This window comes from Streptomyces sp. NPDC051172 (assembly GCF_040682555.1).
GTDB lineage: Bacteria > Actinomycetota > Actinomycetes > Streptomycetales > Streptomycetaceae > Streptomyces.
The window spans coordinates 19,464-40,733 of the sequence record NZ_JBFBBE010000084.1 but is presented as its reverse complement, the minus strand read 5'-3'; the positions used below and the strand labels follow the sequence as shown (position 1 = coordinate 40,733).

At 71.7% G+C, this 21,270-nt stretch carries 19 protein-coding genes; 9 read left to right on the top strand and 10 right to left on the bottom strand.

The window, feature by feature from the left end; all coding sequences use genetic code 11:
- Positions 1–90: 90 nt before the first annotated feature.
- Positions 91–1,134, bottom strand: coding sequence for a DUF2637 domain-containing protein (locus AB0N07_RS36060; RefSeq protein WP_365842518.1), 1,044 nt, complete (start codon positions 1,132–1,134; stop codon positions 91–93).
- Between the two features lie 865 nt (positions 1,135–1,999).
- Between AB0N07_RS36060 and AB0N07_RS36055 the strand changes: the two genes are divergently transcribed.
- Positions 2,000–2,800, top strand: a complete 801-nt coding sequence (locus AB0N07_RS36055; RefSeq protein ID WP_365842516.1) for a GntR family transcriptional regulator — start codon at positions 2,000–2,002, stop codon at positions 2,798–2,800.
- Positions 2,801–3,031: 231 nt separating this feature from the next.
- Here AB0N07_RS36055 and AB0N07_RS36050 read toward each other — a convergent pair whose 3' ends face one another.
- The 3 genes from AB0N07_RS36050 to AB0N07_RS36040 all read right to left on the bottom strand — a co-directional run bounded on the left by AB0N07_RS36050 (position 3,032) and on the right by AB0N07_RS36040 (position 6,295).
- Entirely contained in the window at positions 3,032–3,535 is a 504-nt protein-coding gene (locus AB0N07_RS36050; protein WP_365842514.1) for a DUF2231 domain-containing protein, read from the bottom strand.
- 89 nt (positions 3,536–3,624) lie between these two features.
- Entirely contained in the window at positions 3,625–4,407 is a 783-nt protein-coding gene (locus AB0N07_RS36045) for a hypothetical protein (protein ID WP_365842512.1), read from the bottom strand.
- 190 nt (positions 4,408–4,597) lie between these two features.
- Positions 4,598–6,295, bottom strand: a complete 1,698-nt coding sequence (locus tag AB0N07_RS36040) for a PucR family transcriptional regulator ligand-binding domain-containing protein (protein ID WP_365842510.1) — start codon at positions 6,293–6,295, stop codon at positions 4,598–4,600.
- Positions 6,296–6,639: 344 nt separating this feature from the next.
- Between AB0N07_RS36040 and AB0N07_RS36035 the strand changes: the two genes are divergently transcribed.
- The 5 genes from AB0N07_RS36035 (at position 6,640) to AB0N07_RS36015 (ending at position 13,338) form a co-directional block, all read left to right on the top strand.
- Positions 6,640–7,530 (top strand): xanthine dehydrogenase family protein subunit M, encoded by an 891-nt coding sequence (locus AB0N07_RS36035; protein WP_365842508.1) that lies wholly within the window; start codon positions 6,640–6,642, stop codon positions 7,528–7,530.
- On the top strand, positions 7,530–8,114 hold the full coding sequence (locus AB0N07_RS36030; protein ID WP_365842506.1) for a (2Fe-2S)-binding protein: 585 nt from the start codon (positions 7,530–7,532) through the stop codon (positions 8,112–8,114). The genes AB0N07_RS36035 and AB0N07_RS36030 overlap by 1 nt, the downstream gene beginning before the upstream one ends.
- Positions 8,115–8,117: 3 nt before the next feature.
- Positions 8,118–10,514 carry a molybdopterin cofactor-binding domain-containing protein gene (locus AB0N07_RS36025; protein WP_365842504.1) on the top strand — a complete coding sequence of 799 codons (2,397 nt, stop codon included), beginning with the start codon at positions 8,118–8,120 and terminating at the stop codon, positions 10,512–10,514.
- 167 nt (positions 10,515–10,681) lie between these two features.
- Positions 10,682–12,139 carry an NCS2 family permease gene (locus AB0N07_RS36020; RefSeq protein ID WP_365842502.1) on the top strand — a complete coding sequence of 486 codons (1,458 nt, stop codon included), beginning with the start codon at positions 10,682–10,684 and terminating at the stop codon, positions 12,137–12,139.
- Positions 12,140–12,186: 47 nt separating this feature from the next.
- On the top strand, positions 12,187–13,338 hold the full coding sequence (locus AB0N07_RS36015; protein ID WP_365842500.1) for an XdhC/CoxI family protein: 1,152 nt from the start codon (positions 12,187–12,189) through the stop codon (positions 13,336–13,338).
- A 16-nt stretch (positions 13,339–13,354) separates the two neighbouring features.
- On the opposite strand, the gene AB0N07_RS36010 is transcribed toward AB0N07_RS36015, so the two are convergent.
- From AB0N07_RS36010 to AB0N07_RS36000, 3 genes are read right to left on the bottom strand one after another with little or no spacing between them, the layout of a single operon-like run.
- The gene (locus AB0N07_RS36010; protein WP_365842498.1) at positions 13,355–14,617 is read right to left on the bottom strand and encodes a lanthionine synthetase LanC family protein; all 1,263 of its coding nucleotides are present in this window, start codon (positions 14,615–14,617) and stop codon (positions 13,355–13,357) included.
- A gap of 19 nt (positions 14,618–14,636) precedes the next feature.
- The gene (locus AB0N07_RS36005; RefSeq protein ID WP_365842496.1) at positions 14,637–15,251 is read right to left on the bottom strand and encodes a class I SAM-dependent methyltransferase; all 615 of its coding nucleotides are present in this window, start codon (positions 15,249–15,251) and stop codon (positions 14,637–14,639) included.
- On the bottom strand, positions 15,251–15,691 hold the full coding sequence (locus AB0N07_RS36000; RefSeq protein ID WP_365842494.1) for an SRPBCC family protein: 441 nt from the start codon (positions 15,689–15,691) through the stop codon (positions 15,251–15,253). Before AB0N07_RS36000 ends, AB0N07_RS36005 begins: the two co-directional genes overlap by 1 nt.
- Before the next feature lie 246 nt (positions 15,692–15,937).
- Here AB0N07_RS36000 and AB0N07_RS35995 point away from each other — a divergent pair, with 246 nt between their 5' ends.
- Positions 15,938–17,152, top strand: coding sequence for a cytochrome P450 (locus AB0N07_RS35995; RefSeq protein ID WP_365842492.1), 1,215 nt, complete (start codon positions 15,938–15,940; stop codon positions 17,150–17,152).
- Positions 17,153–17,169: 17 nt separating this feature from the next.
- On the opposite strand, the gene AB0N07_RS35990 is transcribed toward AB0N07_RS35995, so the two are convergent.
- Entirely contained in the window at positions 17,170–17,655 is a 486-nt protein-coding gene (locus AB0N07_RS35990; RefSeq protein ID WP_365842490.1) for an Lrp/AsnC family transcriptional regulator, read from the bottom strand.
- Between the two features lie 78 nt (positions 17,656–17,733).
- On the opposite strand from AB0N07_RS35990, the gene AB0N07_RS35985 reads away from it, so the two are divergent.
- Positions 17,734–18,780 (top strand): Glu/Leu/Phe/Val dehydrogenase dimerization domain-containing protein, encoded by a 1,047-nt coding sequence (locus AB0N07_RS35985; RefSeq protein ID WP_365842488.1) that lies wholly within the window; start codon positions 17,734–17,736, stop codon positions 18,778–18,780.
- Positions 18,781–18,888: 108 nt separating this feature from the next.
- Positions 18,889–19,551, top strand: a complete 663-nt coding sequence (locus AB0N07_RS35980; RefSeq protein ID WP_365842486.1) for a histidine phosphatase family protein — start codon at positions 18,889–18,891, stop codon at positions 19,549–19,551.
- Positions 19,552–19,574: 23 nt separating this feature from the next.
- Here AB0N07_RS35980 and AB0N07_RS35975 read toward each other — a convergent pair whose 3' ends face one another.
- Both AB0N07_RS35975 and AB0N07_RS35970 read right to left on the bottom strand, forming a co-directional pair.
- Positions 19,575–20,204, bottom strand: a complete 630-nt coding sequence (locus AB0N07_RS35975) for a thiol:disulfide interchange protein DsbA/DsbL (RefSeq protein ID WP_365842484.1) — start codon at positions 20,202–20,204, stop codon at positions 19,575–19,577.
- Positions 20,205–20,390: 186 nt separating this feature from the next.
- On the bottom strand, positions 20,391–21,263 hold the full coding sequence (locus AB0N07_RS35970; protein WP_365842482.1) for a hypothetical protein: 873 nt from the start codon (positions 21,261–21,263) through the stop codon (positions 20,391–20,393).
- Between the last annotated feature and the right edge of the window lie 7 nt (positions 21,264–21,270).

The following is a 21,270-nucleotide window of genomic DNA, read 5'->3' as shown; positions in this document are numbered from 1 at the left end:
ACCGAAGAACAGCACCGCTGTCACCAGCACAGCCATGATCCGAAACAGAACACAGCTCACGTGGCGAAGCGAGACCTCAAGACCGGCTCACTAGCCGAACTGCTGCTCGAGGTCCTTGAGCTTGCGCTCAAGGGAGTCGAGGCGCGGCAGGGCCATTGTGTCGTCCTCCGCGGTGAGGTCGACGGTCACCGGTTCAGAGCCGGCCTTGCGGACGGGCTGCAGGGACGGGCGTGAGCGTACGGGCAGCGGTTCCGCGCTGGATATGGCAGGCTCCGCGGAGACCGAGGCGGAGGCTCGCTCCAGGGCCTGGGGCTCCGCCTGGCGTCCGCCGCCGCGGCCGACGAACCCGCGGTGGCCCCGGCTGATCGCCTTGAGCTGGGCCCGCTCCAGGCGGTCCGCCTCGCGGCGGCGCAGCCGGTTCTCCTCTTTCTGGCGCTTGTCCTCGCGCACCTCGTCGACCGCCTCGTCCAGGCTGCGCACGCCCTCCAGGAGCATCAGCGACCACGCCTTGTAGGTCTCGCGGGGGGCCCGCAGCCAGCGGACGATACGGATCTGCGGCAGCGGGCGCGGCACCAGGCCCTGCTCACGCAGTGCGGCCCGGCGGGTCTGCTTCAGGGCGCGGTCGAAGAGGACGGCCGCGGACAGGGACATGCCGGAGAAGAACTGGGGCGCACCGTCGTGACCGATGCCCCGAGGTGCGTGCACCCAGTTGAACCAGGCCGCGGCGCCCGCGAACGTCCACACGAGTATCCGGGAGCCGAGGGCCGCGTCACCGTGGCTGGCCTCGCGGACCGCGAGCACGGAACAGAACATGGCCGCACCGTCCAGGCCGAACGGCACCAGGTACTCCCAGCCGTTGGTCAGGCCGAGGTTCTGCTGGCCGAAGCCGACCAGGCCGTGGAAGGAGAGGGCGGCGGCGACCGCCGCACAGCAGAACAGCAGGACATAGGAGGCGGTGCCATATATGGCCTCCTTGCGCCGGCGGCGCTCCTCGCTGCGCTCCCACGAATCGTCCGTCTTCGCGTGCTCCCCGGAGCGCTTGCTGCGCGCGAGCACCGCCACCGCCGCCAGCATGCCCAGGAGCAGTACGGCGCCCGGAAGCAGCCAGTTCAGCGATATGTCGGTCAGTCTCATCTGGGGTCCCTTGCATTGGGATAGGGCGTAACGCCCGCCATAGTGGCCCAATCCCACCGGCCCTCAGGGGGTTTCGGGGCAAGAGGCCGCCAAGGAAGTGCAAGGGGATGCCCAGGGCGGCGTTCTGCTCGAACTGCCGCTTGAGGGGCGGGAGTTGAGTTCGAATAAGACTACCCGTACGGATGGTTCCACGGAAAGTTCCTGCGGCAAGTGAGGAAGTTGTGAATTGCCTGTAACCGGGCGGGCGCCTTGTTCGCGCCGATCTTACGGGACGGCCGGCGGCCGGTGTGCCTGAGGGTGCCTCAACTCGCAGCGGCGGCCGACAGCTTGCCTGGAACATGCGGCAACCCACCCGGTCCCGGGTGGGTCGGGGCTCCCCGGCGGGGCCGGCGAGTTCCCGGAAGACCGCAGGCCCGGCGTACGGCTTGGTGGTCCCCGGCGGCAGCGCCTCCGGCTCGCCACGAGCTCGCGACGGCGTCCGGCCGGGCGCGCACTCCGTAGTCGCCCAGCACCTGGGCGTCGTCCTGTGCCGGAAATGTGTCGAGATCGACGCCACCCTCCGCGAGCGAGGCGGCGGAGGCCCATCCACCGCCCCTCGGGACCTGCTCGTGACGCCCACCTCGATGACGGCCGGCCCGGGGAAGGTCCTGTTCAGGCGGGCGTAGGCGGCGCTGCGTGCCGGTGGGGTGGCGGGCATGCGTGAACCACCGATTCATGACGAATGCATGACGACTGAAAAGGTAAGCCTATCCTTACCTAAACCGAATGGGATTTGAACTGATGACAACTGCGCCTAAGGTGCTTGACGGGCGAGTAACAACCCGCCGTAATGACCCCAAGTACCGACACGTCCGGAGGAGGACCCGTGCAGCAGAGCACTCACGGCTCCGCCAACACGGGGGTTCCTGAGGCCGGGACCGGCGGGGTGCGCCGGGTTCCGCCGCAGTCCAGGGCCCAGGAGGTGGACCGGGAGCGGGGCGTCGACGCGGGGGCCACTCGGGGCGAACACACGCACAGCGAACCGCCGATTCCCAGGCCCCGCCTGGTCCAGCGGGCCTCCGTGCGCGGGCAGATCCTCGACGCGTTGCGCACCGCGCTGGTCGCGGGCGAGCTGACGCCGGGCGAGGTGTACTCGGCGCCCGCACTGGGAGAGCGGTTCGGGGTTTCCGCGACGCCGGTGCGCGAGGCCATGCAGCAGCTCGCGCTGGAGGGCGCCGTCGAGGTCGTCCCCAACCGGGGCTTCCGGGTGGTCGAGCGCGGTGCCCGCGAACTGGCCGAGCTGGCCGAGGTCCGCGCGCTGATCGAGATCCCGGTGATGCTCCGCCTGGCCCGCACGGTGCCCGCCGAGCGCTGGACCGCACTGCGCCCTCTCGCCGAGGCGACCCTCCGCGCCGCGTCATCCGGCTGCCGCGCGACCTACGCCGAGTCCGACCGCACCTTCCACCGCGCCCTGTTCGCCCTGTCCGGCAACGAGCAGCTCGTCCAGATCGCCGACGACCTCCACCGCCGGGCCCAGTGGCCTCTGGTCGGCAGCACGTCCGCCCGGGGCCACGCCGCGCTCCTGGCGGACGCGACCGAACACACCACGCTCCTGGACGCGCTGATCGCACGGGACCTCGACGTGGTGCGGGCACTGGTGGGTGAACACTTCGCGGGGGCGTCCTGAGCGCTGCGGGACGTGTGGTCCGTGCGGTGTCCCCACCGGTCGGTCCGCCACTGTGTCCCGTCGTGGTGCCGACACGGAAGTCGGTCGTCCCTGATCAGGCGGGATCGGGATGTGGCGCGCAAGCTGGTGGGAGTGCTGCGCGGGGCGCTCCGAGGGCTGTGGTGCTCATGGTCCGTGCGGGGGTTCCCGCCGACTGGAACCCCCGCACGTCCCGTCAGGGCGCCGACCGGGTCAGCCGTTCCCCTCGGCCGATCCGGTCGCCGTCTTCGAGTAGCCGTCCTGCCAGGCCGCCTTCGCGCCTGAGTCGCCGATGCGGTAGACGTCGACGACGGCGCCCGCCGCCACCGCGACGGACAGCACGGCGGCCGCGATCCGGATGACGGACCCGGAACGGGCACCGTCCTGCTGCGCCGATGACCGGCGGGTCGTCCACCACACCGCCGCCGCCAGGACGAACAGGCCCAGGGCCCAGGGGAGCAGCCCGTCGCCGAGGTCCGCGTGCCGCTGCACCAGGGCGTTGCTGCCCACGTGCTTCTCCAGCCATTCGCCGGCCCCCGTGGTCAGCGGCACGCTCGCCAGGGTGACCAGGGCCAGCACCGGCAGCACCAGGCCCAGGCGGCGGGCGGCGGGCGGCCACACGGCGCACACGACCAGGGCCAGCGCTGTCAGCGGTACCAGTACCACGACGAAATGGACCAGCAGGACATGTGCGGGCAAGCCGTTGACGAGGCTCATCAGGCGTTCCTCCATGGGGGGTCGGGCGCGCCACCCTGGCACAGCAACCTCTCAGGTTCCTCTGAGTGGCCTCTCGACCGCGGCGCCTCTCAGGCGGTGGCCGCCCCCGCCGCAGGCGGCGCCAACTGCCGCGCCAGCCACGTCGGCACACCGCCGAGCAACTGGAACAACCGCCGGGCCTCCTCCCGCAACCGCGAGGCCTCGGGCTCGGCCTCCGCATCCGCGAGGGACGCCAGCGCCGGTGCCGTACCGACGAGATACCCCAGCTCCTCGCGGATCCGCAGCGACTCGGTGAACCCGTGCCGCGCCTCCGCCAACTCCCCCTCCCGCAGCGCGAGTCCCGCCAGATGCCGCCAGGTGAAGGACAGCAGCAGGAGATCGCCGTGCGCGGTCGCCCCCGCATGGGCGCGCCGGAACGCGGCCCGCGCCGCCTGGGGCGCGTCGGCGAGGTTCTGCGCCACCAGCCCGCGCCGGAAGTCCAGCAAGGCCCGTCCCGCCGCCCCCGGAGGGATCAGCGCCGCCGTCCGTCCGAGCGCGGCGCGCGCCTCGTCGGCCCGGTCGCGGACCCCCAGCAGGGTTGCGGCGTACGCCAAGTACCCGCGTTCACAAGCGGCCGCGCCCCGCTCGTCGTCCGTGTGGGCCAGCGCCTCGGCCGTGCGCAGCGCGTCCTCGGCCTCCTCCCAGCCCTGCTCGGTGTACAGACAACGTTCGACCAGCAGCGCGGCCCGCTGCAGCGCGGCGTCCGCGGTATCGGGCTGGAGCAGGGCCGCCGCGTCGGCCCAGCAGGCGCGTGAGCGCAGCCGCCATACCGCGGTCTGGAGGGGATCGTCACCGGCAGTCGTTCCGTTACCAGACATGGCGGTATGCGCCACGTTGCCCTCCCCGAGCACGCCATCGAGCTATGAGTGGTGGCGGCATCTCAGCACGAATCGCGGCGCCCGGCCAAGGGGGTGGGTGAAGGATTTCACAAAGTCGTGGGACAGTGACGGCACTTGGTGCCTCCCCCAACTCTCGGCTGCGCTCGAGCCGGGAGACCCCCATCCGTGGCAAGCCCCGGTGACCTCAGCTCATGCGCAACGCCAGGAAGAAATCGAGCTTGTCCTCCAGTCGCGACAGGTCACGGCTCGTCAACTGCTCGATCCGCCCGACCCGGTAGCGCAGCGTGTTGACGTGCAGGTGCAGTCGGGTCGCGCAGCGCGTCCAGGAGCCGTCGCAGTCGAGGAACGCCTCCAGGGTGGGGATCAGCTCGGCGCGGTGCCGGCGGTCGTAGTCCCGCAGCGGATCCAGCAGCCGCGCGGTGAACGCCCGCCGCACGTCGTCCGGGACGAACGGCAGCAGCAGGACGTGCGAGGCCAGTTCCTGGTGGCCCGCCGCGCACACCCGCCCGGGTCGCGCCGCCGCCACCCGCCGGGCGTGCCGCGCCTCCTCCAGCGCCCCGCGCAGCCCCTCCGCCGAGTGCACGGCCGCGCTGACGCCCAGCGTGACCTGCCCGTCGCCGTCCAGACCGGCCGACAGCGGCTCCCGTACGGACTCCAGGAGCGCGTCCGCGAGGATGCCGGACTCCGAGCCGTCGTGCTCGGTGGAGACGGCCGGCAGCGGTACGAGGGCGATCGCCTCGTCGCCCGTGTGGGCCACGGCGATGCGGTCGGAGGGCTCGGGGCCCGTGGCGAGCGGGTCGACGAGGATCTCCTCCAGGAGCGACTGGGCGACCGGCCCCGCCTCGATGTCGCCGCCCTCCCACTCGACCCGGGCCACGACCACCTGCCAGTGCGGGGCGGCCCCCAGACCGGGCAGCAGCACCGGCGCGGCCACCCGCAGCCGGGCGGCGATCTCGGCGGGCGCGGCACCCGTCTGCACCAGCTCCAGGACCTCCTGCGCCAGCCGCCTGCGCACCGTGCGCGCCGCGTCCCGGCGGTCCCGCTCCACCGAGATCAGCTGGGTGACACCCTGAAGCAGGTCCAGGCGCTCCGCGGGCCAGTCCCCGGCGTCCGCCTCGACGGCCAGCAGCCAGTCCGACAGGACCGTCTCGCGCACGTCCCGGGAGGCCTGCGCCGAGCGCCCTGCTCCGGCGGTCGGGCGGTGCCCGGAGCTGCGGATCGGGAAGAGGCTGTAGGTGGCCGCACCGAGCGTCGCCCGGTGCGGTCCGCGCCGGCCCGTGCGGGCGGCGGCGAGATGCTCGGCGGCCAGCTCGGCGCAGGTGTCGGCGGGCAGCCCGGGGCCCGCGACCTTCGGGCCCGCGATCAGCCGCCCGGCGGGGGAGAGCACCCAGGCCCGCAGGTCCAGGTCGGAGCCGAGCAGGTCGAGGACCACGTCCGGACCGCCGCCCGCCGGGCCGGAGGTCATCATCCGCCGGTGCCGGTCGACCACGGCCGCGAGGTCCCCGGCGCGCTCCCCGGACACCTGCCGTACGACATGTTCGGTGATCGTCGCGAACGCCACCGACTCGTGCACCGCGAACAGCGGCAGGCGGTGCCGGGCGCAGGCCACCACCAGGTCGTCCGGGATGTCCCCGAGCTCCGCCTCGCCGGCGGCCAGCGCGACCACCCCGGCCTGCGCCAGGATCCGTACGAACGCCTCGGAGTCGTCGGCGTCACGGCGCCAGGCCAGCCCCGTGAGGACCAGCTCCCCGCCCGAGAGGTAGCGGCTGGGATCCCTGAGGTCGGTGGTCATCACACCGCGCACGGTGCGGTCCAGCTCGTCCTCGCCGCCGAGCAGCTTGAGGCCCAGCGCGTCGGTGTCCAGCAGTGCGCGCAGCCGCATTCTCGTCGCCGCCGTTCTTTGTCTCGAAATCTACGATGAGTCGTGAGGATGGTCGGTGGGAGGAGCCCGGCGACCGGTGCGCACGGCGCATCCTTTGATTGCCAGGCTGTTTCCTGCGTTTCTACAGGAAAACGAAGAGGTTACTGATGACCTCCGTTCATACGAATCTACAAGATGCCCGGCCTGGCCAGCCAACTCCTTCATGGTTTCCGTGACTGACCTGGGTGGAGTACCGCGCTGTGTACTGGCTCCACTCCGCGTAAACAGCACATGAACAAGCCGGGCCCGCCGCACCAGATCTGGCTTGATCCCTACGACTCACGAGACGAAGAAGAGAGCCGGTCATGGACTTCCTTCGCCCCGCCAGCTGGGAGGAGGCGCTCGCCGCCAAGGCCGAGCACCCCACCGCTGTGCCCATTGCGGGCGGCACCGATGTGATGGTCGAGATCAACTTCGACCACCGCCGGCCCGAGTACCTGCTCGACCTGAACCGCATCGGCGACCTCTACGAGTGGGAGGTCGGCGAGGACAGTGTGCGGCTCGGTGCCTCCGTCCCGTACTCGAAGATCATGGAGAGCCTCCGCGCCGAGCTGCCGGGTCTCGCCCTCGCCTCGCACACGGTCGCCTCCCCGCAGATCCGCAACCGCGGCGGCGTCGGCGGCAACCTCGGCACCGCCTCCCCGGCCGGCGACGCCCACCCCGCGCTGCTCGCGGCGGGCGCCGAGGTCGAGGTCGAGTCGGTGCGCGGCTCCCGGCTGATCCCCATCGACGAGTTCTACACCGGCGTGAAGCGCAACGCGCTCGCCGCCGACGAGCTGATCAAGCGCGTGCACATCAAGAAGGCCGACGGCCCGCAGCAGTACTCCAAGGTCGGCACGCGCAACGCGATGGTGATCGCCGTGTGCGCCTTCGGTCTGGCCCTGCACCCGTCGTCGCGCACCGTCCGTACGGGCATCGGCTCCGCGGCACCCACCCCCGTCCGGGCGAAGGCCGCGGAGGAGTTCCTGAACGCGGCGCTCGAAGAGGGCGGCTTCTGGGACAACGGGAAGATCATCACCCCGTCGGTCGCCAAGCAGTTCGCGGAGCTGTGCTCCGGTGCCTGCAACCCGATCGACGACGTCCGGGGCACGGCGAGCTACCGCCGGCACGCGGTGGGCGTCATGGCGCGCCGCACGCTGACCTGGACCTGGGAGTCGTACCGCGGCGCCCGCCGCACCACCGAGGGAGCTGCGTGATGCGCGTCAACTTCACCGTCAACGGACGTCCGCAGGAAGCCGACGACGTATGGGAAGGCGAGTCCCTGCTGTACGTCCTGAGGGAGCGCCTCGGGCTTCCCGGCTCCAAGAACGCCTGTGAGCAGGGCGAGTGCGGGTCCTGCACGGTCCGCCTGGACGGCGTGCCCGTGTGTGCCTGCCTGGTGGCCGCCGGTCAGGTCGAGGGTCGCGAGGTCGTGACCGTCGAGGGGCTGGCTGACTTCGCCAAGCAGCGCGCCGAGCACGGTGGTTGCGCCTCCGGGGCCTGTGGTACCTCGCTGCAGGACGCTCAGCAATGGGCGGCCAAGGGCCAGGACTCGCAGACCGGTGAGGGCACCGAACTCTCCCCGATCCAGCAGGCGTTCCTCGACGCCGGCGCCGTCCAGTGCGGATTCTGCACCCCGGGTCTGCTGGTCGCCGCCGACGAGATGCTCGAGCGCAACCCGAACCCGACCGACGCGGACATCCGCGAGGCCCTGTCGGGCAACCTGTGCCGCTGCACGGGCTACGAGAAGATCATGGACGCGGTCCGTCTGGCGGCCGCCCGGCAGGGAGAGGCGGTCTGACCGATGCCAACCAACGGTGCTCCCATCGGCACTCCCACCAAGGTCACCCAGGGTTCGAAGACCAAGGGCGGCATCGGTGAGTCCACGCTCCGCCCGGACGGCACCCTCAAGGTCACCGGCGAGTTCGCGTACTCGTCCGACATGTGGCACGAGGACATGCTCTGGGGCCAGATCCTGCGCTCCACCGTCGCGCACGCCGAGATCGTCTCGATCGACACCAGCGAGGCGCTGAAGACGCCGGGCGTCTACGCGGTCATGACGTACGACGACCTGCCGACCGAGGTGAAGAACTACGGCCTGGAGATCCAGGACACCCCGGTCCTCGCGCACGGCCGGGTACGCCACCACGGCGAGCCGGTCGCCATCGTCGCCGCCGACCACCCGGAGACCGCCCGCCGCGCGGCCGCCAAGATCAAGGTCGACTACCGCGAGCTCCCGGTCATCACCGACGAGGCCTCCGCGACCGCACCGGACGCGATCCTCATCCATGAGAACCGCGACGACCACCACATCGGTCACGTCCCGCACCCGAACATCGTCCACCGTCAGCCGATCGTGCGCGGCAACGCCGAAGAGGCCGCCAAGAAGGCCGACTTCATCGTCCGGGGCGAGTACACCTTCGGCATGCAGGACCAGGCCTTCCTCGGCCCGGAGTCCGGTCTCGCGGTCCCTTCGGAGGACGGCGGCGTCGACCTCTACATCGCCACCCAGTGGCTCCACTCCGACCTGCGCCAGATCGCCCCGGTCCTGGGCCTGCCCGAGGACAAGGTCCGGATGACGCTCGCCGGCGTCGGCGGCGCCTTCGGCGGCCGCGAGGACCTGTCGATGCAGATCCACGCCTGTCTGCTGGCGCTGCGCACCGGCAAACCCGTAAAGATCGTCTACAACCGCTTCGAGTCCTTCTTCGGGCACGTCCATCGCCACCCCGCCAAGCTCTACTACGAGCACGGGGCGACCAAGGACGGCAAGCTCACCCACATGAAGTGCCGGATCGTCCTGGACGGCGGCGCCTACGCCTCCGCCTCCCCGGCGGTCGTCGGCAACGCCTCCTCGCTCTCCGTCGGCCCGTACGTCATCGACGACGTCGACATCGAGGCCATCGCCCTCTACACGAACAACCCGCCCTGCGGCGCCATGCGCGGCTTCGGCGCGGTCCAGGCGTGCTTCGCCTACGAGGCGCAGATGGACAAGCTCGCCGACAAGGTGGGCATGGACCGGGTCGAGTTCCGCCGGCTCAACGCGATGGAGCAGGGCACGATCATGCCGACCGGGCAGCCGGTCGACTCCCCGGCCCCCGTCGCCGAACTGCTGCGCCGCGTCAAGGCGATGCCGCTGCCGCCGGAGCGCCAGTGGGAGTCCAGCGAGGGCTCCGACATCCGACAGCTGCCCGGCGGTCTGTCCAACACCACCCACGGCGAAGGCGTCGTGCGCGGTGTCGGCTATGCGGTCGGCATCAAGAACGTCGGCTTCTCCGAGGGCTTCGACGACTACTCCACCGCCAAGGTCCGCATGGAGGTCGTCGGCGGCGAGCCGGTGGCCACCGTGCACACGGCCATGGCGGAGGTCGGCCAGGGCGGTGTCACCGTCCACGCGCAGATCGCCCGCACCGAGCTCGGCGTCGCGCAGGTGACCATCCACCCGGCGGACACACAGGTCGGTTCCGCCGGCTCGACGTCCGCCTCGCGGCAGACGTACGTCACCGGTGGCGCCGTCAAGAACTCCTGCGAGCTGGTGCGCGAGAAGGTCCTGGAGATCGGCCGCCGCAAGTTCGGCACCTACCACCCGGCCTGGGCGACGGCGGAGCTGCTCCTGGAAGGCGGCAAGGTCGTCACCGACGGCGGCGAGGTCCTCGCCGACCTGGCGGACGTGCTGGAGGGCGAGACCGTCGAGGTCGAGGCCGAGTGGCGGCACCGCCCCACCGAGGCCTTCGACCTGCGCACCGGCCAGGGCAACGGCCACGTCCAGTACTCCTTCGCCGCGCACCGCGCCGTCGTCGAGGTCGACACCGAACTCGGCCTGGTCAAGGTGATCGAGCTGGCCTGCGCCCAGGACGTCGGCAAGGCGCTCAACCCGCTGTCCGTCCTCGGCCAGATCCAGGGCGGCACCCTCCAGGGCATGGGCATCGCGGTGATGGAGGAGATCATCGTCGATCCCAAGACCGCGAAGGTCAGGAACCCGTCCTTCACGGACTACCTGCTGCCGACCATCCTCGACACCCCGATCATCCCGGTCGACGTGCTCGAACTCGCAGACGACCACGCCCCGTACGGGCTGCGGGGCATCGGCGAGGCACCCACGCTGTCCTCGACTCCGGCTGTCCTTGCGGCGATCCGCAACGCGACCGGCCTGGAGCTGAACAGGACCCCGGTCCGGCCCGAGCACCTCACCGGAACCGTGTGAAAGACCTCCGGGCGGCGCACGGAACGTCACACACTCCGCGCCGCCCGGAGCAACCAGATCGTTCGTCTCGGGCCGTCCCCCGGGTCGTGCGGCCGAAGCACCTTCCCAAATCCCGCACCGCCGAAGGCAATCGCGGGTGCCCCTGTGAACCTTGGGAGTAGGCCCACATGACCCAGCAGTCACTTGAGCCGACGGCCACCGCCGGCGATGCGGGTGAAGGAACCCGTATCCCGGCCGGCAGGTCCTGGCTCGACCGGTACTTTCACATATCCAAGCGAGGATCCACGGTCGCGCGCGAGGTGCGCGGCGGCATCACCACCTTCATGGCGATGGCGTACATCCTCCTGCTCAACCCCCTGATCCTGTCCGGCAAGGACGTGGCGGGGGACACGCTCGGCCAGAAGGCACTCATCACCGCGACCGCGTTCGCGGCGGCCTTCACCACGCTGCTGATGGGCTTCTTCGGCAAGGTGCCGCTCGCCCTCGCCGCCGGCCTCTCCGTCTCCGGTGTGCTCTCCTCGCAGGTCGCGCCCCACATGACCTGGCCGCAGGCCATGGGCATGTGCGTGATGTACGGCGTGGTCATCATGCTGCTGGTCGTCACCGGCCTGCGCGAGATGATCATGAATGCGATTCCGCTCGCGCTCAAGCACGCGATCACCATGGGCATCGGCCTGTTCGTCGCCCTGATCGGCCTGGTCAAGGCGGGCTTCGTGCACCAGGGCAAGGCGACTCCGGTGACGCTTGGCCCGACGGGTGAACTCGCGGGCTGGCCCGTCCTGTTGTTCGCCGCCACCCTCCTCGTCATCTTCATGCTCCAGGCGCGTGCCGTCCCCGGCGCGATCCTGATCGGCATCGTCGGCGGCACCGTGATGGCCGTACTGCTCAACGCACTCGGCGTCATCGACCCCAAGCAGTGGGCGAGCGGCGCTCCCGAACTGCACGGCAGCGCGGTGTCCATGCCGGACTTCTCGATCTTCGGGAAGGTGGAGTTCGGCGGCTGGGGCAGCGTCGGCGCGATGACGGTCGGCATGATCGTGTTCACGCTCGTCCTGGCCGGCTTCTTCGACGCGATGGCCACCATCATCGGCGTCGGCACCGAGGCCAAGCTGGCCGACGAGCAGGGCCGGATGCCGGGCCTGTCCAAGGCGCTGTTCATCGACGGCGCGGGCGGCGCGATCGGCGGTGTCGCGGGCGCCTCCGGCCAGACGGTGTTCGTCGAGTCCGCGACCGGCGTCGGCGAAGGCGCCCGTACGGGCCTGTCCTCCGTCGTCACCGGCCTGTTCTTCGCGGCCTGCCTCTTCTTCACCCCGCTGACGGCGATCGTCCCCGGCGAGGTCGCGGCCGCGGCCCTGGTGGTCATCGGCGCCATGATGATGATGAACGCCCGCCATGTGGACTGGGCCGACCGTGCCACCGCCATCCCGGTCTTCCTCACCGTGGTGATCATGCCGTTCACGTACTCCATCACGGCGGGCGTCGCCGCCGGAGTCATCTCCTACGTCGCGATCAAGCTCGCCCAGGGCAAGGTGCGGGAGATCGGGGCGTTCATGTGGGGCCTGACGGCCGTCTTCCTGGTCTACTTCGCCCTCAATCCGATCGAGAGCTGGATGGGCGTCCACTAGACGCCCTTGAACGGCCCTCCACACCAACCCCGTTAGGAGACCGAGAGATGCTGGACATCGCCGAGGAGCTCAACCGGTGGGTCGAGCAGGGACGTGACTTCGCCGTGGCCACCGTGGTGGCCGTCGGCGGCAGCGCACCCCGCCAGCCGGGTGCCGCCCTCGCGGTGGACGCCGACGGCACGGCGATCGGCTCGGTCTCGGGCGGCTGTGTGGAGGGCGCCGTGTACGACCTGTGCCGGCAGGCGCTCGTGGACGGCGAAACCGTCCTGGAGCGCTTCGGGTACAGCGACGAGGACGCCTTCGCGGTCGGCCTGACCTGCGGCGGCATCATCGACATCCTCGTCACGCCGGTACGGGCCGGTGATCCCGCCCGCCCGGTGGTCGCGTCCGCGCTGACCGCCGCCGCCCGTGGGGAGGCGGCGGCGGTGGCGCGGATCGTGTCGGGACCGGCCGAACTGCAGGGCAGGGCGCTCATGGTGCGCCCCGACGGCTCCTACCAGGGCGGCTTCGGCGCCCACCCGGAACTGGACCACACGGTGCTCGGGGAGGCGGCGGCCTTCCTGGACGCCGGGCGGACCGGCACCCTGGAGATCGGTGAGCAGGGCTCACGCTGCGGGGCCCCGCTCACGGTCCTGGTGGAGTCCTCCGTCCCCCCGCCCCGGATGATCGTGTTCGGCGCGATCGACTTCGCGTCCGCGCTGGTGCGGATCGGCAAGTTCCTGAACTACCACGTGACGGTCTGCGACGCGCGCCCCGTCTTCGCGACGAGGACCCGCTTCCCGGAGGCGGACGAGATCGTCGTCGAGTGGCCCCACAAGTACCTCGCACAGACGTCCGTGGACGCGCGCACCGTCCTGTGCGTCCTCACCCATGACGCCAAGTTCGACATCCCGCTGCTGCAGCTGGCGTTGCGCCTCCCGGTGGCCTACGTCGGCGCGATGGGCTCCCGCCGCACCCACCTCGACCGCAACGAACGCCTTCGCGAAGTCGGTGTCACCGAGCTGGAGCTGGCCCGTCTCCGTTCCCCCATCGGTCTGGACCTGGGTGCCCGCACCCCGGAGGAGACGGCCCTGTCGATCGCGTCCGAGATCGTCGCCAACCGCCGCGGCGGCAGCGGGGCTTCGCTCACCGGGGCGCACACGCCGATCCACCGCGACACGGCGTCGGTGCCGAGGGGGCGGATCGGGTCGGTGGCCTGAGCGGCACGCGACGGCCTCAGACCGCCCGGCGCACAGCGGGTTGGTCCGGCCAGCCGAAGGCGTACGCCGGGTCGCCGCCGCGGCCGAGCCGCACGAAGCGCAGCAGCTCCCGCACGATGCCCGCGTTGCCCATCGCCCACCCGGTGTGGGGTTCGAGGGCGCTCGGGGCGGCCCGGTGCTCGACGTTCGACCAGCGCGTGCCGTCGCCGTCCCGGGTCGCCCGGGTGGCGAGGTCCGCGACGAGCGCCTGGGCGAAGCCGGCACCGTCGTCCTGCTCGGCCATCCGGTCGCAGGCCAGGGCGAGCACACCGGCCGTACCGCAGCAGCGGCCGTTGTTGTCCCAGAACCCGGGGCGCAGCCGCTCGGGAATCCCGGAACCGGTCACGGTCTGCCAGCAGCGGTCGCCGAGGGCCGCCCAGGCCGGGTCGGCGGTGACGTCCCGCAGCAGCCGGAAGACCTGGGCGTCGCCCGCCGGGCCGTGGCACCACCCGTAACTGATGCGCTGCACCACGTCGGGGCGGTACAGCGGGTCGGAGTGCGGGACCAGGAAGCCGTCGGGGCCGGCCTCGTCGCGGGACACGACGTCCGCGGCACCCGCCAGCGCCGCCTCCACGAAGTCCGCGCGGCCGGTCGCCCGGCCCACCCGGGCCAGCGCGGCGACGATGCCGAGGGTGCCGTGCGAGATGTGGTTCAGACGTGACTCCCGGTCCGGACGGTGCGCCCACTGCACGCCCGCCGGGGTCTTCTCGGCCGTACGCAGATAGGGCTCCAGGGCGAGTACGGCCAACTCGGCATCGCCCAGCTCCGCAGCGCCGAGCCCGATCCCGGCGTTGCCGCCCATCAGCTCGAACAGCTCGCCCCAGCGGGCCCCGTCGAAGCGCGACCGCACCATGTGCAGGGCCCGGCCCACGGCGGCTTCGGCAGTGCCGTCGCCGAGCTCGTCGTGGACGGCCCGCAGCGCAAGGGCGATTCCGGTGCGGCCGAAGTACAGGGAGTCGTCGTCGACCTCGGTGACGGCCGCGGCCAGGCTGCGGGCCGCGCGCAGGGCGGCCTCGCCGTAGGAGTCGTCACCGAAATGCCGGCGCGCCTCCAGGAGGACCGGCACCACCCCGGCCGTACCGCCGTAGAACGCCGGGTCGAGCTCGTCGTCCGAGTGGACGCCCGTCCAGCCGAGACCGCCGCCTTCCGTCTCCCGTGCCGCCGCGAGCAGCCACCGCAGGCCGTCCGCCGCGAGCTCCTCGACCTCGTCCACCATGACCGTGCCGTCAACTGCCGTCATGGCGCCCACTGTTGCATGATCAGCACCGCCCGCCCAGCCCGCACCGCAGGTCATCGGCTCGGCCGGCCGGTGCCCGCAGCACGAAGACGCGCAGTACGCCAGGCTCCAGGTCGTACCAGTGCCCCCGGCCCCAGCCGCCCATGAGCCCGCCGACCTCGGCCGCCGTCAGCCCGATGCGCCGGCGGTCCTCGGGCAGCCACTGAGCCAGCGATGTCGTCACCACCCACGCGCCGCCCGGCGCCAACAGCCCGCGCACGCGTTCGGCGGCCGCCTCCTTGTCCGCCATGAACGCGAAGACGAGCCGCATCGTCACCAGGTCGAAGGCAGCAGGCGGCAGATGCGCCGTCGCGTCCTCGAAGTCCAGCCGGGCGACCTCCAGCCGAGGCTCCAGGTCCGCGTACCGGTCCCGCGTCGCCGCCACCGCCGCATCGGCCCAGTCGACGGCCAGCGTGCGGTAGCCGAGGCCGGCCAGTGCGGCGGCGTACGTGCCCAGGCCGCAGCCGACGTCGAGGGCCCGGGCGCCGCGGTGCGTTCCCAGCGCCTCGCCCAGCAGGCGTATCTCGCGGGCATCGGGGCGGTGGAAGCCCTTGCCCTCCGCGAAGTGGTGCTCCCAGTGGCCGCGGTCGGCGGGCATCACGGCATCCTGAGGAGGCGGTTCGCCGCCCGCCCGAACACGTACCGGGCCGTCCGCAGCAGGAGCGGGTCGAAGAAGCCCGGCAGCAGCCGGACGCGGAGCTCCTCCCGCCAGATCACCCGGCTGCGGCCCCCGGGCCCCGGCCGCACCTCGATCTCCGCCCACCCCGTCACGACCCGGCCGCGCTTCTCCAGCCGGCACCGACCGGGCGCGTCGTCCGTCGGCGGCTGCCACACCGTGACCTCCATCCGGTCGTCGAAGGCGAGCGGTCCGAGTCCCGAACGGGCCACGACGACCGTGCCCTCGTGCGTCGGCGGGGGAGTGGTCACCGTGACGCGGGTCAGCGGAACCACTTCGCCGTGCCGGGGCCACTCGGTCAGGCGGCGCCACGCCTCGTCGAGGGGGAGCGGTGCCGTGCGTTGGACGAGGAAGTTGACCACGTGACGAATCGTAGGGAATCCGGGCTGCTCAGCGGGGTGTTCATCCGCGCGTCACGCACTTGGCCCAGCGGCGCGAGCGCCAGAATGCGTAGACAGGACGCCGGCTGCGCAATGCGGCCCGGCCCGCTCGGAAGGACGCCGACCCGGAAAGGCACCTGCCGCGCACGGAAGCCCTCTACCGCACTCGCACACCCGTACGGCACGATGAGCCCGACCCCGCACCACCGCCGGCCGGGAGGGCGTCCCGTGGACCGTGAACTGCACGGCAGACTCGACGAGTTGCAACGCGACCCCTACCCGCACTACGAACGGGCGCGACATGCCGAGGGCCTGACCCACGTCGCCGAGCTCGACGCCTGGCTGGTCGCCCGTGACGCCGACGTACGGGAAGTCCTGCGCCGGCCGGAGGACTTCTCGTCGGCGAACGCGCTGACTCCCGACGTGCTGCCCGGGCCCGCCGCGCTCGCCGTCCTCGGCAGCGGGTTCGGCGGGCGGCCCGTCGTCGTCACCGCCGACGGCACAGAGCACCAGCGCTTACGGGCGCCGATCGTCCGCGGGCTCTCACCGGCACGCGTCGCGGCCGTACTGCCGTACGCGGCCGAGCGGGCCGCCGCCCTGGTGGACGGGTTCATGAAGGACGGGCACGTCGAGCTGATGTCGGCGTACGCCGGGAAGCTCCCCGGCGAGGTCATCGGCCGTATCGTCGGCCTCGACCCCGCAGACGTGCCCGCCGTCGTACACGGCGGCCATCGCGCCGAGGAGCTCCTGTTCCGCCCTCTGGCGGAGGACGAGCAGATCGCCGCGGCCGAGGATGTCGTAGCGATGCAGCACATCCTCGACCGGTACGCCCGGGAGCGGCACGCCGCCCCCCGCGAGGACCTGTGCACGGAACTCGTCACATCGGTCGTCGGCGAGCACGAGCTCACCCTGGAACACCGGCACGAACTCGTCGCCCATCTCCAGAACCTGCTGATTGCCGGGCATCTGACGACGACCGCGCTCATCGGCACGACCGTCCTGCACCTGCTCCGGCACCCCCGCCAGTGGGAGCTGCTGTGCGCCGAGCCCGAGCGGATTCCGGCGGCCGTCGAGGAGGCCGCCCGCCATGACACCGCCTTGCAGGGGTTCCGCCGTGTCACCACCGGCCCGGTCACCCTCGCCGGTACCGAACTCCCGCCCGGCACCGTGCTGTTCGTGGCCTTCGGCGCGGCCAACCGGGACCCCTCCCGGCACCCCCGCCCCGACGAGTTCGACATCACCCGCCCCCCGGAGCGCCACCTCGCCTTCGGCCTCGGCGTGCACGGCTGCCCCGGCTCCCAGCTGGCCCGCGAGCAACTCCGGCTCACCCTGGAGGAGTTGACCCGCAGGCTGCCAAGACTGCGGCTTGCGGACGACCGTCCGGTCACCATGCGGCCGACGATGATCCACCGTTCACCGGAGAGCCTGCACCTGACTTGGTGACGCCCGGCTGTGTCCGCTCAGCGTGTGACCGAGCCGGAGCCCGAGGGCGGCGGCAGCGGATCCAGCACCTGGTTGGTCAGGTGCTGGTAGATGATCATGGTGCGGAAGCTCAGAATCTCACGGCGTTCGGTGAACCGGTCGAGCAGGAACGCATGCAGGTGCTCGATGTCCTGCGCTGTGACATGCACCAGGAAGTCGTCGCTGCCCGCCATTGTGTACACGGACAGGACCTCGGGCAGGCGGGACACCGACCGCTCGAACTCCGCCACCACCTCCCGGCTCAGCGGCCGGACCGTCGCCGCCACCATCGCCTGCACGCTCCGGTTCAGCGCCGGCAGCGCGACCTCGGCGTGATAGCCGCGGATCACGCCGCGCTGCCGCAGCAGCCGGATCCGCTCCAGACAGGTGGACGGCGCGATGCCGACCTTCTGCGCGATGGCCCGGTTGGGTTGCCGCGCATCCTCCTGCAGATGCCGCAGGATCGCCGTATCAAGTTCGTCCACGATCGCCTTCCCTCACCGCTCCCGAATTTCGTTCGGGACCTCGTCCACGGACCGGAACATCTCCCTAACCTCCGGGCCATGACGCAAACAATCGAGCACGAAGAGGTGACGATCCGCCGCGGACCCCGCTCGGGGCTGCCCCTGATCATCGCGGTCCACTCCCGCGCGCTGGGCCCCGCCGTCGGCGGCTGCCGTCTTCGCCGGTACGGGAGTTGGCGCGAGGGCCTCGCGGACGCGCTGCGCCTGTCCGAGGCGATGACCTTCAAATGCGCCGCATCCGGACTGGACTTCGGCGGCGGCAAGAGCGTGATCGCCCTGGACGAGCACAGCGAACTCACCCCTGAACTGCGCGCGGCCGCACTGGCCGACATGGGCGACTTCATCGCCTCCTTCGAGGGCTCCTACCTCGCGGGCCCCGACGTGGGCACCACCCCCGACGACATGGTGGTGCTGCGCCGCTCCTCCCCCTACGTGTTCTGCCTGCCCGAGGAGCACGGCGGCACGGGCACGTCCAGCACGCCCACGGCCACCGGAGTCCTCGCCGCCCTGCGCGCCGGCACGGAGCACGTCTTCGGCTCCCGCTCGCTCACCGGCCGCACCGTCGTCGTCAGCGGCTTCGGCTCCGTCGGCAGCCGTGTCGCCGCGGGCCTGGCGGCGGACGGCGCACGGGTGCTGGTCTCCGACGTGGACACGGCGAAACGGGAGACCGCCGTGGGCGCGGGCTTCGGCTGGCTGGAACCCCACGAGGTGCCCGGCACCCGGGCGGACGTGCTGGTACCGGCCGCGATCGGAGGAGTACTCGGCCCCGGGACGGTCGCTCGGCTCGACGTACGTCTGGTGGTGGGCCCGGCGAACAACCAGCTCACCGACGACTCGACGGCCGACCTGCTGGCGAAGCAGGACATCGTGTGGGTACCGGACTTCGTCGCGAGCGCGGGCGGCGTCGTGTTCACCCTGGGCCGAGAATGCGACGGCTGCACCCAGGAAGAGGCCGTACGACGGGTGCTGGGCATCGGCGACACCGTACGCCTGCTGCTCGAGAGGTCACGCACGAACGGCACGACCCCGCTGCACGAAGCGAGGGCCCTGGCCGAACGCAGGCTGGGACCGCCCGCGACTGCATGACAGCCCGTCGACTACCTTGATCGGCCTCTACGTCCACGTCCACGTCGACGCCCGACGATCCGCCGTACCGACCGCCGAGGTGCGGGAAGCAGGAAGCAGGAACACCGTATGCCGCTCATCTGCCTCGTCCGCCACGGCCAGGCCTCCTTCGGCGCGCAGGACTACGACGCGCTGTCGGCCCTCGGCCGCGAACAGGGCACCGCCGTCGGCCGGGAACTGGCCCGCCGCGGCCTGCGCGACCCGCAGGTCGTCTCCGGCACGCTGACCCGCCAGCGCGACACCGCCCGACTCCTCGCCGACGCGGCCGGTTTCGAAAAGCCCTCACCCGAGGACCCGCGCTGGAACGAGTACGACCACACCGCCCTGATGTCCCGCTACCCCCAGCACCCGGGGCCCGACGACCGGGCGGACTCCCGCGCGGTGCAGGTGGTCCTCGACCACGCCCTGAGGCGGTGGATCGAGGACACCGCCGAGACCGGCCCCACCGGCTGGACGGCGTTCGCGGGCGGCGCGACCGCGGCCCTGGCCGAGCTGACCACGACCCTCGGCCAGAGCCGCGACGCGGTCGTGGTCACCTCGGGCGGCGTCCTCGCCGCGCTCTGCGGCACCCTGCTGTCGCTGCCGCCCGCCTCGGTGGTCGCCCTCAACCGCGTCGTCGTGAACGCCTCCGTCACCACCCTCGTCGTGGGCGGCTCCGGGACCAGCCTCCTCACCTTCAACGACCACGCCCACTTCACCGGCGACGGCCGCCGACTGCTCACCTACCGCTGAGCTCCCGCCTGCCGGGCGGTCGCTCAGTGACGTGCTGAGGTGCGATAGAGGTGGTCCAGCACCGAGATGGTCTTGGCCGCGCTGCCCAACAGCATCGGCGTGGTGCGGTAGCGGCCGCCCACGACCACGGTGGGCATCTCGTTCACCTGGTAACGCTCACGCAGTGCGGGGGCGGCCTTGACGGCGTCGTCGACCTGCTTCGACGTGTAGGCGTGCCGTACCGCCGCCACGTCGAGCCCCTGCCTGACCGCCCACCGCACGACGTTCCGCTCGGTGGTCAGGTCCTTGCCCTCGTCCCGTACGGCCTGGAAGACCGGGATCGCCTCCTTCTCCGCGAGGCCGAGCCGGTCCAGTGTGTAGTACAGGCGGGCGTAGGCGACCATGTCGGGCTGGTCCTCCCAGGTGGCCGGGATCCGCACCACCTTCACCGGGGGGCTCTGCCGTGCCGCCCAGTCCTCCAGCGGCTTCTCGAGCTCGTAGGAGTGCGGGCAGTCGTACCAGAACAGCTCCGCCACCTCCCGCGCGGGCACACCGCTGACCGGGTGCTTGAGGCGGAAGTACTCCGCCCCCTCCTTCGGTTCGCCGGAGGCGGCACCGAGCAGGCAGGTCAGGACGGTCGACAGCGCGAACAAGCGCACGATCTTCTTCTTCATGGCGGACACCTTGGCGCTCTGCGTCTCGGCGCACCCCGCTGACACACGCAATGTCCCTCGTTCGGACCGCCCGAGTGCCCGGAACCGTCCTGGAAGAGCCTTGGAAGGGGAAAGCGTTGACATCTGCCGTCGCAACAGGGGAGAGAGCCCGCCTCTGGTCGCACCCGGAACTCGGGCTCCTCCGGCTCAGGCGAAGGTCACCTCGGCTCTCGCGTGCCGGCTCTCGCGAGTGGTGGCGATGTGCAGCCGGGCCTGTCCGTCGGAGGGCGTGCCGTAGGCGAGGAGGTGTTCGCCCGCGAATGCCGGACGGTGCAGCCGGTAGGACAGTGACCGCACCTGCCGCTTCGGGGTGTTCTGGCGGACCAGTTCCAGCATCACCACCGCCAGCAGCGGGCCGTGCACGACGAGGCCCGGATGGCCCTCGACGGCACGGCAGTACGGGGCGTCGTAGTGAATGCGGTGGGCGTTGGCGGTGAGCGCGCTGAACCGGAAGAGCAGGGTCTCGTCCGGCTGCAGCCGCAGGTGCCACGGACCCTCCGCCTCCGGTACGGCAGAGTCGTCGGGCGTGGCCGGGTGCCGGGGAGCGGCGCCCGCGCCCGACCTGTAGACGATGTCCTGCTCCTCGACCAGACAGGTACGGCCGTGCTGCCGGAACTCCTGGCGTTCGGTGACGAACAGCAGCTCTCCGCTGCGGCCCTGTTTCGGGACGACCGCGGCCAGACTGCTGATCCGCTCGGCCGGTTCGCCGAGGAGCAGGGGCTCGCTGATCGTGCAGCGTCCGCCGGCGAACATCCGCCGACGGCTCGGGACGGGCGGCAGAAAGCGGGCGTCGCGCAGATGCCCGTCCGGGCCGATGGACTGCCGGGGCGGCCAGTGCAGGAAGTACAGCCACTGCCACAGCGGAGGCAGCGGATCACCGACTTCGGCGGCCGGACCGGGCAGGTCCAGCACCGCCGACAGAGCCGCCGCCGGCCCGGCCGGCAGGGCGTCCCGGTCCGAGACCGGTTCGGGGTGCCAGGACTCGACGTAGGAGGCCAGAGTGGCGGGGGAGGAGGACATGGGCTTG